The organism is Rhizobium leguminosarum bv. viciae (genome assembly GCF_012276115.1).
GTDB lineage: Bacteria > Pseudomonadota > Alphaproteobacteria > Rhizobiales > Rhizobiaceae > Rhizobium > Rhizobium leguminosarum_T.
On record NZ_WIEU01000026.1, the window covers coordinates 18,824 to 34,190 of the forward strand.

The 15,367-nt window shown below is 63.0% G+C and carries 14 protein-coding genes; 7 read left to right on the forward strand and 7 right to left on the reverse strand.

Annotated features, from left to right (window positions below):
• Positions 1–118 precede the first annotated feature (118 nt).
• From GFM02_RS30190 to GFM02_RS30200, 3 genes are all read right to left on the reverse strand, one after another.
• On the reverse strand, positions 119–856 hold the full coding sequence (locus GFM02_RS30190) for a 16S rRNA (uracil(1498)-N(3))-methyltransferase (protein ID WP_168323693.1): 738 nt from the start codon (positions 854–856) through the stop codon (positions 119–121).
• Between the two features lie 16 nt (positions 857–872).
• Positions 873–2,372 carry an inorganic phosphate transporter gene (locus tag GFM02_RS30195; protein ID WP_168323694.1) on the reverse strand — a complete coding sequence of 500 codons (1,500 nt, stop codon included), beginning with the start codon at positions 2,370–2,372 and terminating at the stop codon, positions 873–875.
• Positions 2,373–2,434: 62 nt separating this feature from the next.
• Positions 2,435–2,965, reverse strand: coding sequence for an NUDIX hydrolase (locus GFM02_RS30200; RefSeq protein ID WP_168323695.1), 531 nt, complete (start codon positions 2,963–2,965; stop codon positions 2,435–2,437).
• Positions 2,966–3,232: 267 nt separating this feature from the next.
• Here GFM02_RS30200 and GFM02_RS30205 point away from each other — a divergent pair, with 267 nt between their 5' ends.
• Both GFM02_RS30205 and GFM02_RS30210 read left to right on the forward strand, forming a co-directional pair.
• The gene (locus GFM02_RS30205; RefSeq protein WP_168323696.1) at positions 3,233–4,108 is read left to right on the forward strand and encodes a LysR substrate-binding domain-containing protein; all 876 of its coding nucleotides are present in this window, start codon (positions 3,233–3,235) and stop codon (positions 4,106–4,108) included.
• Positions 4,109–4,517: 409 nt separating this feature from the next.
• Positions 4,518–5,714 carry an adenosylhomocysteinase gene (locus GFM02_RS30210; protein WP_168323697.1) on the forward strand — a complete coding sequence of 399 codons (1,197 nt, stop codon included), beginning with the start codon at positions 4,518–4,520 and terminating at the stop codon, positions 5,712–5,714.
• 82 nt (positions 5,715–5,796) lie between these two features.
• Here the strand turns inward: GFM02_RS30210 and GFM02_RS30215 are convergent, their stop codons facing one another.
• A complete protein-coding gene (locus GFM02_RS30215; RefSeq protein ID WP_168323698.1) occupies positions 5,797–6,792 on the reverse strand; it encodes a zinc-dependent alcohol dehydrogenase family protein in 996 nt (331 codons plus the stop codon).
• 138 nt (positions 6,793–6,930) lie between these two features.
• Here GFM02_RS30215 and GFM02_RS30220 point away from each other — a divergent pair, with 138 nt between their 5' ends.
• On the forward strand, positions 6,931–7,782 hold the full coding sequence (locus GFM02_RS30220; protein ID WP_168323699.1) for a LysR family transcriptional regulator: 852 nt from the start codon (positions 6,931–6,933) through the stop codon (positions 7,780–7,782).
• A 13-nt stretch (positions 7,783–7,795) separates the two neighbouring features.
• On the opposite strand, the gene GFM02_RS30225 is transcribed toward GFM02_RS30220, so the two are convergent.
• Positions 7,796–8,692 carry a LysR family transcriptional regulator gene (locus GFM02_RS30225; protein WP_025393312.1) on the reverse strand — a complete coding sequence of 299 codons (897 nt, stop codon included), beginning with the start codon at positions 8,690–8,692 and terminating at the stop codon, positions 7,796–7,798.
• A gap of 161 nt (positions 8,693–8,853) precedes the next feature.
• Between GFM02_RS30225 and GFM02_RS30230 the strand changes: the two genes are divergently transcribed.
• From GFM02_RS30230 to GFM02_RS30245, 4 genes are all read left to right on the forward strand, one after another.
• On the forward strand, positions 8,854–10,293 hold the full coding sequence (locus GFM02_RS30230; RefSeq protein ID WP_168323700.1) for an FAD-linked oxidase C-terminal domain-containing protein: 1,440 nt from the start codon (positions 8,854–8,856) through the stop codon (positions 10,291–10,293).
• A complete protein-coding gene (locus GFM02_RS30235; protein WP_168268833.1) occupies positions 10,290–11,489 on the forward strand; it encodes an FAD-binding protein in 1,200 nt (399 codons plus the stop codon). Before GFM02_RS30230 ends, GFM02_RS30235 begins: the two co-directional genes overlap by 4 nt.
• Before the next feature lie 251 nt (positions 11,490–11,740).
• The gene (gene glcF / locus GFM02_RS30240) at positions 11,741–13,051 is read left to right on the forward strand and encodes a glycolate oxidase subunit GlcF (protein ID WP_168323701.1); all 1,311 of its coding nucleotides are present in this window, start codon (positions 11,741–11,743) and stop codon (positions 13,049–13,051) included.
• 65 nt (positions 13,052–13,116) lie between these two features.
• Positions 13,117–13,557, forward strand: a complete 441-nt coding sequence (locus tag GFM02_RS30245) for a hypothetical protein (protein WP_020048618.1) — start codon at positions 13,117–13,119, stop codon at positions 13,555–13,557.
• A 115-nt stretch (positions 13,558–13,672) separates the two neighbouring features.
• Here the strand turns inward: GFM02_RS30245 and GFM02_RS30250 are convergent, their stop codons facing one another.
• Complete coding sequence (locus tag GFM02_RS30250) at positions 13,673–14,347, reverse strand: outer membrane protein (protein WP_020048619.1); 675 nt, start codon at positions 14,345–14,347, stop codon at positions 13,673–13,675.
• Positions 14,348–14,467: 120 nt separating this feature from the next.
• Entirely contained in the window at positions 14,468–15,160 is a 693-nt protein-coding gene (locus GFM02_RS30255) for a L,D-transpeptidase (protein WP_168268829.1), read from the reverse strand.
• Positions 15,161–15,367 lie beyond the last annotated feature (207 nt).

Here is a 15,367-nt window from a genome sequence, read left to right on the forward strand (position 1 = left end):
AGGGGGCCGGGCAATTGGAAGGGTGATTTGGACCCAAGCCACCTATGTTGCAAGTGAAATTCTTTCAACGACGCATCAAAAAAATAGCGCCGATTTCCATGTCAACCCGTTTTCGAGGTCAGTTCCAGTCGCCGATCGCTGCCTGCACCACCGCCAGGGCCGCAACAGCTGCCGTATCGGCTCGCAGGATGCGCGGTCCGAGCGGAATGGCGGTAACGAAATCAAGGCTTCGCAACCGCGCCCGTTCTTCTTCCGAAAAGCCGCCTTCCGGCCCAACGAGCAAAGCGAGATGTCTTTCCCTGATCGCCGACAGCACCGGCAGCGGGTTTTGTCCGGCATCGCCCTCGTCGCAATAGATGATGCGGCGCTCGCGCGGCCAGCGGTCGAGCAGCTCGAGAAGCCTGACCGGCTCGGCCACATCGGGGATGCCGAGGATGCCGCATTGCTCCGCCGCTTCGACGACGTTGGCGCGCAGCTTGTCGAGATTGGTGATCTTGCCCTGGACGTGTTGGGTCATGACCGGCTGCAGCAGGCCGGCTCCCATTTCGACCGCCTTCTGCACGAGGTAGTCCATGCGGCCGACCTTGAGCGGCGCAAAGAGATAGTGCAGGTCGCAAGGCAGCGGCTGCGGCCGCGTCTCTTCGGTTGCCGTCAAAAGGATGCGTTTGCGCGTGGGGAAGGTAAGTGTCGCCTTCCACTCGCCGTCGCGGCCGTTGAAGAGCAGGATCTCCGCACCTTCCTCCATCCGCAGCACATTGGCGAGATAGTTGAACTGATCGGCATTCGCCTCCACGACGGCGCCGCTGGAAAGCGGCGCGTCGACGAAAAGCCGTTGCATACGGAAATTGGCGCGCATTCGAAAACTCGGGGTTTCAGACGAAGAGCGCGAACATAACCCAATAAATCATTGCCGCAAGCGCTGCCGAAACCGGCACGGTGACGATCCAGGCGGCGATGATCGTCATGAAATGCGAACGGCGCACGAGATAGCGCCGCCGTGTCTCGTGGATATTCGGCTCTTCCGGCTCGTCGATATCGAAGCTCTCGGCCTTGCGTCTGATATAGGCGATGCGGGTCTTCGAATGTCTGGTGTACCATTCGCGGAAGAATCCCACGCCGAAGACGGCGCCGACGGCGATATGGGTGGTGCTGACCGGCAGGCCGAGCCAGGAGGCGACGATGACGGTGAAGGCAGTCGACAGCGCGACGCAATAGGCCCGCATCGGATTGAGCTTGGTGATCTCCTCGCCGACCAGGCGGATGAGGCGCGGCCCGAACAGCAGCAGGCCGACGGAGATACCGAAGGCGCCGATCAGCATCACCCAGAGCGGCGGGTGCCCGATGCCGTCGCCGACGCCGACGCCGACAGAATGGACGATCGCCGAAAGCGGCCCGACCGCGTTCGAAACGTCGTTGGCGCCATGCGCGAAGGACAGCAGTGCCGCAGAGCCAATGAGCGGCAATCGGAACAGCGTCCGCAGCGAGCTGTTGCGGTTTTCGAGATCCCGCGCTTGTGCGAGAACGAGCGGCCGGGCGACAAGCCAGCTCACCAGCCCGATGCCGATCCCGATGAGTATGATGGTGAAAGGCTGAAATCGACCGATAGGCGACAGCTGCAGCACCATATAGGCCATGAAAACGCCGGCCATCACCGCCACCAGCACCGGCACCCAGTGCCGCGCGGCTGCGACCTTGTCGTCGCGATAGACGATCAGGGTCTTGACGAGATAAAGCAGCCCGGCGGCGATCAGCCCGCCGATCAGCGGTGAGGTGATCCAACTCGCGGTGATCTCCAGCATCACCCGCCAGTTCACCGGTTCGGGCCCGACGGCCGAGATGCCGGCTCCGATCACCGCCCCGACGATCGCATGGGTGGTGGAGACCGGCGCGTTCATCCAGGTTGCAAGGTTGATCCAGAGGGCAGCCGCCGTCAGTGCCGCCATCATGATCCAGCCGAGCATCGCTGGCGGCACCTGGACGGCGTCGACAATGTTTGTGGAAATCGTCTTGACGACCTCGCCGCCGCCGACCGTGGCGCCAAGAAGTTCGAAAATCGCGGCAATGACCAGTGCCTGGCCCATCGTCATGGCGCGCGCACCGACGGCGGCGCCGACATTGTTGGTCACATCATTGGCGCCGATGTTCATCGCCATATAACCGGCAAGGGCTGCCGCCGCGATGACGAGCATCGCTCCCGACCGGTCGAACACGTAGACGCCGGCAAAGAGCATGGCCAGACCGACGAAGATCAATCCGAGACCGGGCGTCACCAGCCGCCGCAACACATGCTTCGCCGCGTCCTCGACATGAGTGATCTTGTCGAGGTCCTTGTCGAGCGTGCGTTTCGTGAGAACTACGGGGCGTGGCGGCATTCTTTTTCCTGCGGATAAAGCTGCTTCTACGCTGCTTTCCTAGCAGCGCAAGATGGCAGGATTCATTCCGCCGGAATTTGCTTTGCCGCCCGAATTTGCTGTGGCGCTCTGGCCGAAAGCCTGTCGGTTATCGTCTGCTGGAAGGCGAGGAAAAGATTGCGGAGTTCGGGTTCGCGTACGCGCCGGACCGCCTCGTCGAACGAGACCCATTCGATGGTGCGCTCGCCCTTTTCCTTGAAGCTCTTTGCCATGTTGGTGACTTCGAGCGCATAGACCTGCACCTTGCAGACCACCTGCACTCCGTCGCGCAACACCTTGGGATACGTGTAGGCACCAAGCGTCTCCGTTTCGACCACCCCGCGGACGCCGGCTTCCTCAAGGGCTTCCTGCACCGCAACCTCATGGGCGCGTTTTCCAGTCATCGGCCAGCCCTTGGGAATGACCCAGCGACCGGTGTCGCGGCTCGTCAGCAGCAACACTTCGACGGCGCCGCTCTTCTTCTTTACCCGATAGCAGAGCGCGCCATATTGCTGTCGCGGCGGACGCCGGAACATCAGTTGCACATCGGAGGCCAGTCGGGCGAGAAGAGTCAATTGTCGGGTCACCTTCGCAGTCGTTGTTAGGAATCACTCATATACGTATATCACGGAAAGCTTACGCAATCCAAAAGGCCACAGGACAATTCGAAACGCGATTTGATCGTCGTTCATAGGGAAATCGAGGTGGGACAGGTTCGGAAAATCCGCCACATCCTGTCTCGAATGCGTCACATTGCACAGCTGTACAATATGGCGTGATCTTGCCTTTCGTTCAATGGCGAGATCTAGTGATCCACTATTGATTTTGCGAATGTCGTCCTCATGCGTCTTCCCCCGCTCAATGCCATCCGCGCCTTCGAGGCCGTCTGCCGTCGCGGCAGCATTCTGAAGGCTGCCGAAGAGCTGAATGTGGTGCGCGGCGCCGTGCGCCAGCAGATCGACACGCTGGAGAATCACTTCGGCCGCAAGCTCTTCCTGCGTGACGGCCGCAGGCTGGTCCCGACCTTGCAAGCAAGCGCTTTTGCGGCCGCCGCGAGTGCGGCTTTCGACATTCTGCAGCGCGCCGCTTCTGAACTCGAAGGCGCCGTGCCGGGCCGCATGCGGCTCGGCGTACCCTCCGCCTTTGCGGTCTGGTGGCTGATGCCGCGCGCAGCAGACATGCAGGCGTGCCTCGGCGATACCGTCGACATCGTGCCGATGACCGTGGTCGAACCGCTGCAGATGCACCCCAAATTGGACGCCGTGATCATGGGCGGCGAATACCGGCCGGCCGCATGCATTACCGCCCTGCGGTTCATGGAGGACGAGTTCGGCCCGGTCGCGACGCCTTCGCTTGCCGCGACACTATCGAGCGACCCGGCGGCGATGGGTGCGCTGACGATGCTTGTCAGCCGCAGCGTTCCGAAGCTCTGGGACGAATGGTTTGCCGAAAGCGGCACGCCGCCGGTCGTCTTTTTCCGCGCCCAGGAATTCGAGGATCTGCTGCTGGCGCTGGCTGCTGCCCGCTCCGGGCTTGGGATCGCACTTGCCCCGCGCGCGTCGATCGAAGACGATCTTCGGCGCGGGCATCTGGTCGCGCCCTACGGTTTCATCTCCCGGCCGTCGGGTTACAGCCTCTGCTGCCGTACGCCGGATGCGAAACGGCCATCCTTTGCGGCCTTGTCCAGCTGGTTGCTTCATTGCGGGATGTCGGGTTGAAGGGGCGTGGCGGTTCGGACCCGGCAAAGACCCCTCCCCAACCCCTCCCCACAAGGGGGAGGGGCTTAACCTGCCGCACCCGTTTTCCAGATCTGCGACGTTTCGAGTGGAAAGAGGCGGCCGTTCCGGGTTAGTCCCTCCCCCTTGTGGGGAGGGATTGGGGAGGGGACTTTCGCAAAGGTGGACGGGGAACGGAGAGGGCGCGGAATGTCCATTCGCCCCGTAAGCTGGGGTCCGAAGGACGGGTCGAGACCTGTGGCTCGACCCCGGTCGGTGCCGGCAGGCGGATGTGGCACCGGACACCGGCCCGAAAGGGCAGATTTTCTGCCCCTTCGCCAGAATTACTTCCATATTCGCAGCCCTGTTGCTCCGCTAAAAACAGCATCAACACGCAAATAGGAAAGAGATGATGGAAAAGAGCGCAACCCGCATCGACTGGATCGGCAGCAGTTGCCGGCTGCTTAAGGCGACGGCGGCCGAATTCGAGCGGACGCATCCGTTCGAGGGCCTTTCGATCGGCACCGGCATTCACCTGGAGCCGAAGACGGTGGCGCTGCTGATGACGCTTCGCGCCGGCGGCGCGCGTCTCGTCTGCACCGGCAATCTCAACAGTACCCAGCCTTCGACGGTCGAGTTCCTGCGTTCGGAAGGCATCACGGTTTTTGCCACGCAGACGACCGATCCCGCCGCTCATCATCAGAGCCTCGAAGCAGTGATCGCCGAAAAGCCGGATCTGCTGCTCGATAATGGCGGCGATCTTTTCGCCATCGCGGCGGAAAAACCCTACGCCAATCTCCGCGGCGGCACCGAGGAAACCACCTCCGGCCGCACCCGGCTGCTGCCGCTGCGCGAGCGCCTGAACATGCCGATCCTCGTCATCAACGACAGCCCGATCAAGCAGTTCGCCGAAAACAGGCATGCCGTCGGCCAGAGCCTGTTCGAAAGTTACCTGCGCTTCACCAACCGCTCCACCAACGGCAAACGCGTGACGGTCTTCGGCTACGGCGCCTGCGGCAAGGGCACGGCTGCCTGCTTCCGTAATGCCTTTTCCACCGTCAGCGTCGTCGATATCGATCCGGTAACGACGCTCGAGGCTCATCTCGACGGCTTCGTCACGCCGCTGCGCGACGCGGCGATCCGCTCGGCGGATATCATCGTCACCGTCACGGGTTTTGCCGCTATCGTGACGGCGGCCGACCTGCCGTTCGTCAAGGACGGCGCGATCCTGATGAATGGCGGCCATTTCCCGCATGAGATCGATGTCGAAGCCTTCCGCCGCCATCCCGATGTCGTCGGCATCGATCGTTATGAGACCGATCATATCGAGACCTTTCAATTGAGTGACGGCCGCTCCTTCCATGTGCTCGGCGGCGGCCACATGGCCAATCTCGCCGGCCCGCGGCCGCTCGGCAATACTGTCGAGTCGATGGATCTCGGCTTCACTCTTCAGGCCCGCTGCCTGGAACGCATCGCCAGGGGCGAGGCCGACGCCCAATCCTGCATCGTGCCTGTGCCCTTCGATATCGACGCGATGGTGGCGAGCGCCTACCTCGATCTGGCGCGCTCGAGCGGTTCAGCTTTTCAAGGAAGCGCAGAACCGCTCTAACCTTTTGTTTTTGCGCAATTCCGGACGGAAAACCGCTTCGCACTTTTCCTGGAATTGCTCCAATTCCGCGGACGGATTAAGATCAGTCGATCTCGATGACGAGCTTCCCGTCCGCCTGCCGGTCTTCGATCAGCCGATGCGCCTCGTCTGTATCGGCAAGGGTGAAGCGGTGCGGGTCGAGCTTCGGCATCACCTTGCCGGCTTCGGCAAGCTTCGTCATCTCCCGCATGATCTCACCGTGATGGGCGCGTCCTTCGCCGGTCAGAAGCGGCAGCAGCGTGAAGACGCCGGAATAGGTGGCGGCCTTCAAGGAGAGCGGCGCCAGCGCGTGGCTTCCCCAGCCAAGGCAGCTGACGACGTGGCCGAACTGGCTGACGGCTCGGAACGCCGTATCGAGCCCCTGGCCGCCGACCGTGTCGTAGACCAGTTCGAAACCCTTGCCGCCGGTGTGTCTTGCGACGTAGCCTTCCATCGTTTCCGCGCCACGATCGATCGGTGTTGCGCCAAGGCCGGCGAGATAGTCGGCTTTCGAAGCGCCGTCGACCACGTAGACCTCGGCTCCGGCAGCCTTGGCGATCTGCACGACGATATGGCCGACACCGCCGCCGCCGAGCACGAGAACCTTCTGGCAGTGCTTGACCCCGGCGCGGTCGACAAGCCCCTCCCAGGCGGTGATCGAGATCAGCGGCAGGGCGGCTGCCTCGCGCATCGACAGATTGTGCGGCTTTGGCGCCAGCAGCGCGGCGTCGACGGCTGCAAATTCGGCAAGCGATCCCTGAATGCCGCCGACCCCGCCGGTCATGCCGTAGACCGCGTCGCCCTGGCGGAAACCGCTGACGCCGGCCCCGATCTCTTCGACGATGCCGGCCATATCGATACCGACAATGGCGGGAAGCGGATGGCGGGCATGCGCCGCGTTGCCGGCCCGGATCTTGAGGTCGAGCGGATTGACGCCGCTTGCCTTGATGCGCACCAGAACCTGGCCTTCGCCGGGCACCGGTTTTGCAATATCGGCGATGCGCAACGGCGAATTCGGCGCTTCCGCCAGCAACGCTTTCATCGTTGATTGTACAGACATCGAACGCTCCTTTGTTCGCTCTGCGGCGTCTGCAGCGACACCGCAATTGGCGTGGAATTAAGATGGTTCATTGAAACGCGAATGAAAATGAAAGATAATGACTAAAAGCCATGCATTTTTGTTTGACGGATGCGAACAATGGAATGGAGCGACCTCAAGCTGTTTCTGGCGATCGCACGGTTCGGTACGCTGGGGGCAGCAGCCCGCAGCCTCGGACTGACGCAGCCGACGATGGGCAGGCGGCTGCGTGCCCTTGAAACCTCTCTCGGCCAGACGCTCTTTCAGCGCACGACCGATGGCTTCGTCCTAACGGATGAAGGCGCGGCCGTGTTCGCCGGCGCCGAACGGATCGAGGAGGAGGCGCTCGCCGTCGAGCGTGTCCTTGCCGGCGGCAGCCGTCAGCTCGATGGCTTTCTCAGGCTGTCCTCATCCGACTGGTTCGGCGCGCATGTGCTTTCGCCGGTGCTGGCGGAATTCTCGCAAGTCCATCCGAAGGTGGAGGTCGAATTGTTGACCGACAGCCGGCTTCTCAGTCTGTCGCGACGTGAAGCCGACCTCGTCTTCCGTATCCAGCCTTTCACGGAGGCGGAGGTCATATCGCGCAAGCTCATTCATATCGAATACGGCGTTTACATCAGCCGCGGCGCGCCGCACCCCGAAGCCTGCGACGGCGCGGGCACCCGCCTTGTCACCATGGACGAAGCTTTCGGCGACATGCCTGACGTCGGCTGGCTGCGGCGCCTGTTGCCGCGGGCCGACATCGTCATGCGCAGCAACAGCCGCGACGTGCAGGCGGCGCTCTGTGCCAGCGGAGCCGGGCTCGCCGTCCTGCCGCGGCCGCTCGGCGATTCCTTTGCGGCCATCGAACTGGTCGATCTCGGTGAACCGCCGCCCGGCCGCGACACCTGGGTCGGCTATCACCGCGACATGAAGCGCCTGGCGCGGCTGCGCGCCCTGCTGGATCTCGTCATCGAGAGATTGGCGCGCTGAACCGGCGCTGCCATCAGCGCTCCCAATAGGGGACGGGCCCATAAAGTTCCGCCAGATAGTCGATGAACAGCCGCACCTTGGCCGGCAGGAACTGCCGGCTGGGATAGACCGCCGACAGCGCGACATTGTGCGAGCTCTCATAGGCCGGCAGCACCTGCACCAGGCGGCCACTCTTGAGCTCTTCGCCGATATCCCAGGTGGAGCGCAGCGCGATCCCGAGACCGGCGATGACAGCCTCGCGGATCACCTCGCTGGAATTGGTAATCAGCAAGCCTTCCGGCCTGAGGCTGAGCGCCCCGTCCGGCCCCTTCAGCCGCCAGGTGTCGTTATTATGGGCCGGCAGGCAGCGGTGGTGTTTCAGCTCGTCGATGTGCTTCGGTTCGCCATGCGCCGCAAGGTAATCCGGCGAGGCGCAGAGCAGCCGGCGCACCGGCGCCAGCCTTCGGGCAACGAGGCTCGAATCGGTGAGTTCGGCGATGCGGATCGCCAGATCGAAGCCGCCGCCGACGATGTCGCTGAATTCGTCGGTCAGCACCAGGTTGATCGCAAGCTCCGGATGCGCCTCCATGAAATCCTTCAGATGCGGCGCGATATGCATGCGCCCGAAGGAGGTCGGGGCCGAGATCTTCAGCGTGCCGTGCATCTGCGCCGAGCGGCCGGAAATATAGAACTCCGCCTCTTCGAGCCCGGCGAGAATACCGAGAACGCGGTCGTAGAAGCCCTGTCCGGCCTCCGTCAGCGAGATCTGCCGCGTCGTGCGCTGCAGAAGCCGGGTGCCGAGCCGGTCCTCCAGCCGCTTGATGCGTTTGGAGACGACAGCCGGCGAAAAGCCGAGCGCCCGCCCGGCGAGCGACATGCTTCCGGTCGAAACGACCTTGGCAAAGATTTCGAGATCACCCAGATTGGTCATAAGGTTTTCGCGACTTTTCCCCTTTTGGCATAAGTGCTTAGCATTTGCGCCACTTTCGGGAAAGTGCTAAGCCGGTCTATCGGCGGCAGGGAGGTTCGCGGCCGGTTTCCGCTGCCATCTTCCCGCCGTCATTCCCCCTCGTCAGGGCCAGGGAGAACGCCATGTCCGACGCCATTTCGTTTCTCGAGCCCCGCGCCGACGTGCTGGCGCGCCGCGCCCAGATCGTCGCCGATCTGACCGATCTTCTGCCGGCGGAATGCCTGGTGCATGAGGCGCGCGAGTTGGTGCCGTTCGAGACCGACGCCTTCGTGTCCTACCGCCGCCTGCCGCTCGCAGTCGCCCTGCCGCGCACCACGGCCGAGGTTTCCGCCGTCATGCGCTATTGCCACCGCTACGGCATTCCCGTCGTGCCGCGCGGCGCCGGCACTTCGCTCTCCGGCGGCGCCATTCCGCAGGAAGATGCCGTCGTGCTCGGCCTGTCGAAGATGAACAGCATCCTCGAAATCGATCTGCCGAACCGCGTCGCCGTGGTCCAGGCCGGCGTCACCAATCTCAATATCTCCGAATCCGTCTCCGCGGACGGCTTCTTCTATGCGCCTGATCCGAGCTCGCAGCTTGCCTGCACCATCGGCGGCAATATCGGCATGAATTCCGGCGGCGCCCACTGCCTGAAATATGGCGTCACTACCAATAATCTGCTCGGCGTCAGGATGGTGCTGGTCGATGGCACGGTGATCGAGCTTGGCGGCAAGGCGCTGGATTCGGCCGGCTACGACCTGCTCGGCCTCGTCTGCGGCCACGAGGGCCAGCTCGGCATCGTCACCGAGGCGACGGTGCGGTTGATCGCCAAGCCGGAAGGCGCGCGCCCCGTGCTCTTCGGCTTTGAGAGTTCGGAAGAGGCGGGCGCCTGCGTTGCCGATGTCATCGCCGCCGGCATCATCCCGGTGGCGATCGAATTCATGGACAAGCCGGCAATCGAAATCTGCGAGGCCTTCGCCCATGCCGGATACCCCCTCGATGTCGGCGCGCTTTTGATCGTCGAGGTCGAGGGATCGGAAGCGGAGATGGACGCCGCGCTGAAGGACATCGTCGAGATCGCCCGCCGGCACGCTGTCAAGACCGTGCGCGAATGCCAGTCGGCGACCGAGGCGGCGCTGATCTGGAAAGGCCGCAAATCCGCCTTCGGCGCCACCGGTCGCATCGCCGACTATATCTGCATGGATGGCACAGTGCCGCTCAGCCAGCTCTCCCACGTGCTGAAAAGAACCGCTGAGATCGTCGATCATTACGGCCTGCGCGTCGCCAACGTCTTCCATGCCGGCGACGGCAACATGCACCCGCTGATACTCTTCAACGCCAATGATCCGGAGGATGCCGCCCGCGCCGAGGCGGCCGGCAACGATATCCTGAGGCTCTGCGTCGATGCCGGCGGCTGCCTCACCGGCGAACACGGCGTCGGTATCGAGAAGCGCGACCTGATGCGGCACCAATATTCCGAGGTGGATCTCGCCCAGCAAATGGCGGCGCGCGCCGCCTTCGATCCCGGCTGGATCCTCAATCCGTCGAAGGTCTTCCCGCTCGAAGGGCGTCCTGCCGCATGATCGATCTGATGCCGAAGACCGAGGAAGAGGCTGTGGCGATTGTCCGCGCCCATGCGGAAGCCGGCCGGCCGCTCGCAATCTGCGGCGGCGATAGCCGGTCGGGCTTTGGTAATGCGGTTGCCGCCGAAGACCGGCTGCGTTCGACAGGCCTTGCCGGCATCGTCGCCTATAATCCCGGCGAGATGGTCATGACCGTCCGATCCGGCACGCCGCTCGCCGAGGTCGAGGCCGCACTTCAGGGCAGCGGCCAGATGCTCGCCTTCGAGCCGATGGATCATCGCCCTGTGATGGGCACATCGGGCGAGCCGACCATCGGCGGCGTCTTCGCTGCCAATGTCTCCGGTCCGCGCCGCCTGATCGCAGGTGCCGCCCGCGACAGCCTGCTCGGCGTGCGCTTCGTCAACGGCAGGGGCGAGATCATTAAGGCCGGCGGCCGGGTGATGAAGAATGTCACCGGCCTCGACCTCGCCAAGCTGATCGCCGGCTCGCATGGCACGCTGGGTTTCCTCACCGAAGTCACCTTCCGTGTGCCGCCGCGCCCGAAGACGGAGCGGACGGTGGTGCTATCAGGTCTCAACGACGCCGAGGCGGCAAACGCCATGGCGGCGGCGATGGCCCTGCCGGTGGAAGTCTCCGGTGCCGCCCATCTGCCGCTGACGGTGACGTGGAAATTCCTCGCCGGCAGATTGCCCGAGGGCGAGGCGACGGTTCTGCGCATCGAAGGCCTGCCGGGCTCGGTCGACGTACGCATCGAAAAGCTTGCCGCGGCAATGTCGGCCTTCGCCACGGTCACGCGCCTGGAACAGCCGGAAAGCTTCAGCCTCTGGCAGGAAATCCGCGACGTGCTGCCCTATGCCGACGGCACCGCGCGACCGGTCTGGCGCGTCTCGGTCGCCCCCGGCATGGGCCATCAGCTGGTTGCAGCCCTCCGCCTTGAGGCCGGCGTCGACGCCTTCTACGACTGGCAGGGCGGCCTCGTCTGGATGCGCATGGAGGCAGGCCCGGAAGCGGAGCTGGTCCGTCGCTACATCAAGGTGCTCGGCGGCGGCCACGCAACGCTGATCCGTGCATCCGGCGAGGCGAGGGCGGCTACATCGGCCTTCCATCCCGAGCCCGAGGCGGTAGCGATGCTGTCACGGCGGGTGAAGGAAAAATTCGATCCGGCCGGCATATTCAATCCGGGGAAGATGGGGTGAGGGATAAGATGAGTCTGCGCGCTGGGTACCCCCCTTTGTCCTGCCGGACATCTCCCCCACAAGGGGGGAGATCGGCAAGAGGTTGGACCATCGCTTCCTATCTGCCGTGTCGGAGTCGCAGAGCCCGAATTGTTTGGGGAAGTCATAGCCCCCAGCCAATCTCCCCCCTTGTGGGGGAGATGTCCGGCAGGACAGAGGGGGGTATTCCAGGCACAACGCCCGACATCCTCCCAAAGCGGAGGTCCCGCTAGATGCAAACCAACTTCACCCCGAGCCAGCTGCTCGACCCCGATGTCGCCGAATCCGAGCAGATCCTGCGCAAATGTGTCCATTGCGGTTTCTGCACCGCCACCTGTCCCACCTATGTGACGCTCGGCAACGAGCTCGACAGCCCCCGCGGCCGCATCTACCTGATAAAGGACATGCTGGAAAACGGCCGGCCCGCCGATGCCGAGGTCGTCACCCATATCGACCGCTGTCTCTCCTGTCTTGCCTGCGTCACCACCTGTCCCTCCGGCGTCGATTACATGCATCTGGTCGATCACGCCCGCGCCCATATTGAAAAGACCTACAGACGCCCGTTCATGAACCGGCTGACGCGCGCCATCCTTGCCGCCGTGCTGCCCTATCCCGGCCGTTTCCGTCTGGCGCTCAACCTCGCCCGCCTCGGCCGGCCCTTCGCCGGCCTGATGCGCGGTGGCGCATTCCAACCCTTTGCTGCCATGCTGGCGCTGGCGCCGCGGCGGATCCCGGCCGCTTCGGACTTCGCAAAGCCCGGCACGTACAGGCCCGAGACGGAACGGCGCGCCCGGGTGGCGATCCTTTCCGGCTGCGCCCAGCCGGTGCTCGATCCCGGCATCAACGCGGCGGCGATCGGCCTGCTGACGCGCTTCGGCGTCGAGGTCGTGATGCCGGAAGGCGAGGTCTGCTGCGGCTCGCTGGTGCATCACATGGGCCGCGCCGAACAGGCGCTCGAAAGCGCGCGCGCCAATGTCGATATCTGGACGCGCGAGATCGACGGGCAGGGCCTCGACGCGATCATCATCACCGCTTCGGGCTGCGGCACGACGATCAAGGATTACGGCCACATGCTGCGCCTCGATCCCGCCTATGCCGCAAAGGCGGCCAGGGTCTCGGCGCTGGCCAAGGACGTCACCGAATATCTGGCAACCCTCGACCTGCCGGCGCACACGCCGAAGGGCATCACGGTCGCCTATCATTCCGCCTGCTCCATGCAGCACGGCCAGCGCATCACGCTCGCGCCGAAGCAATTGCTGAAAGCGGCGGGCTTTACGGTGCGCGATCCGGCGGAAGGTCATCTCTGCTGCGGTTCCGCCGGCACCTACAATATCATGCAGCCGGAGATCTCGGTTGTGCTGAAAGCGCGCAAGGTCAAGAACATCGAGGCCACCAAGGCCGATATCATCGCCACCGGCAATATCGGCTGCATCACCCAGATCGCCACCGGCACCGGCATGCCGATCCTGCATACGGTCGAGCTTCTCGATTGGGCTTATGGCGGCGCTGTGCCGGAAAAATTAACAGGTTTGCCGTTAGGCTGAGACCCATTGCAGCGCCGCGCATCTTTTCGAGAGCCGCAAAGGACGCTGTCTCGGGAGGTTGGGCGATGTGGCGTGGAATGATCGTATTTGCGGGACTGCTCGGTGCGGCAGGTACTGCCCATGCCGACAGTCGTTTTTTCTGTTCCGCCGATGACAAGGAAGCGCGTTTCACGGTCGAAAGCGGTTTCGAAAGCGCTGCCGGCCACAAGCTCAACCATTTCCGCGGCGCGCTGATCGTCAAAGATCCGGCTCAGGAGGCTGTGTTCGGAAAGCGTGTTTTCGAATCGCAGCACCTGACCAACCATTGGTCACGTGCCGGCGAACTGCTCATGGAAGTCTTCGACGGCGGCGAAGATGACACCGGTGGAGCAACGCTGGATCTGGTGGTCGTCGCCGGCGCGCGCGGCAAGCCCGCCGCAAATTTCAGCGGCAGCTATTCCCTGACGATCGAAGGCGGTGAAAAACCCTATGCCGTCGAGGGCAAGGTCAGCTGCGGCACCAAATAGAGCAATTTCAGGCAAAGCGCGAAGCGGTTTTGCCGGGAATTGCGTAACAATAAAAGGTTAGAGCGGTTCTGCGCTTCTATGCGCTGAACCGCTCTAACGCCGCAGCTGAAATTTGTTACCAGTGGAACGATACGCCGACGTTGACGGCATTCGTGAAGATGTTGGTCTTCAGGTCCACGCCGCTGTCGATCGGAACGTCGATGCGCGAATAGGTTCCCTTGTATTCGACGAACGTTGACCAGCGTTCGGTCACCTTGAAGTCGACGCCGGCCTGGGCCTGCAGCGTCACGCCGCCGAATTCATAGGCCCAGGTCTTGCCCTCAGGGCGAATCACTTCGACATGCGGAATGTTCACGCCGATGCCGGCGCCGAGATACGGCGTCCAGCGGCGGGTCGGATCCTGGAAACGGTAGAGACCGTTCACCGTGATGAGGTTCAGGCCGTCGGTGAATTCGAAATGCGACCAGCCGGCCTTGGCGAGCGTATCGTCGTCCGCATAGACCTTGTCATGGGTAAAATCGAGCGAGACGCCCCAATTCGGCTTGTTGAAGTCCTCGAGCCACCAGGTGACGCGGGCGCCGTAATAAGGCGGGCTGCCGAAGGACTTGCCTTCCCAGCCGGCGGTGAAACTCGTGCCGTCGGAAAGGTCGACGCCGCTGTGCGGGGCGGTCTGATAGCCGCCGTAGATGGAGAATTGCAGATCTTCCGCCGAGGCGGAAACTGCCGAACAGATGGTCAAAAACGCGATGCCCGCAAGTAGGGAAGCGGAGGAACGCAGCGCATATGTCATTGAATAGCCCCGATATAAATATGTCGACTCTTAGGCAGGTTTGCCAGCTTTTGGCCGCAAAGTCTAAGCAAAATAAAAGGCGCGTCAAAATGCGCCTTTCGTTTTTTTGGTAAGTGTTGCTCAGCCGCCAAACATCGTGCGCAGCACGTCGATACCCCTGTCCTCGAACGCCACCTTGCCCTGCTTGTTGCCAGGCCCGATGACGATCACCTTGGTGCCGACGGAGGCGCGATCGTAAAGATGCATGACGTCGGCGTTCATCATGCGGATGCAGCCGGAAGACATGTTGAGGCCGATCGTCCAGGGCTGGTTGGTGCCGTGGATGCGGAAGATCGTATCGCGGCCGCCCTGGTAGAGATACATGGCGCGGGCGCCGAGCGGATTGTCCTCGCCGCCTTCCTGGAAGGCAGGAATGATATGGCCCTTGGCGGCCTCGCGGCGGCGCATTTCGGCCGGCGGCGTCCAGCTCGGCCATTCGGCCTTGCGGCCGATCTTGACGACCCCCGACCAGCCGAAGCCGTCGCGGCCGACGCCGATACCGTAGCGGGTGGCGCGATTGTTGCCTTCGACGAGGTAGAGATACTTGTTGTTGGTATCGATGATGACGGTGCCGGCGGCCTCCGTTGTTACCAGGCGCACTTTCTTGCGCTTGAACTGCGGCTTCACATATTTCGGCATCTGCGCCACGCGCACGATCTGCGCCGGGCGCTGTGCGTTGTCGGACGCGGAGCCGGCGGGTGCAGCAAAGGCGGATGTGGACATCAAGGACAGGACAAGTCCGGCAGCAGCCAGACCCGGCATTAGTTTGATCATGATCGATTCCCCTCAAGCAAATCCGCTCGAAGCTACATGAACTTCTGCCCGATTCAAGATCGGTGTGGCCGGATAAAGCATTTTTGGAGAAGGGGAGCCGGATGTTCTTGCGGCTCCCACTGCATAATTTATCCTCAAATCGGAATCGACGTAAGGAGAAATTGTGCAGCAATTTAGAGGGTTGCAGCGCTGTTTGCGGATCAGAAA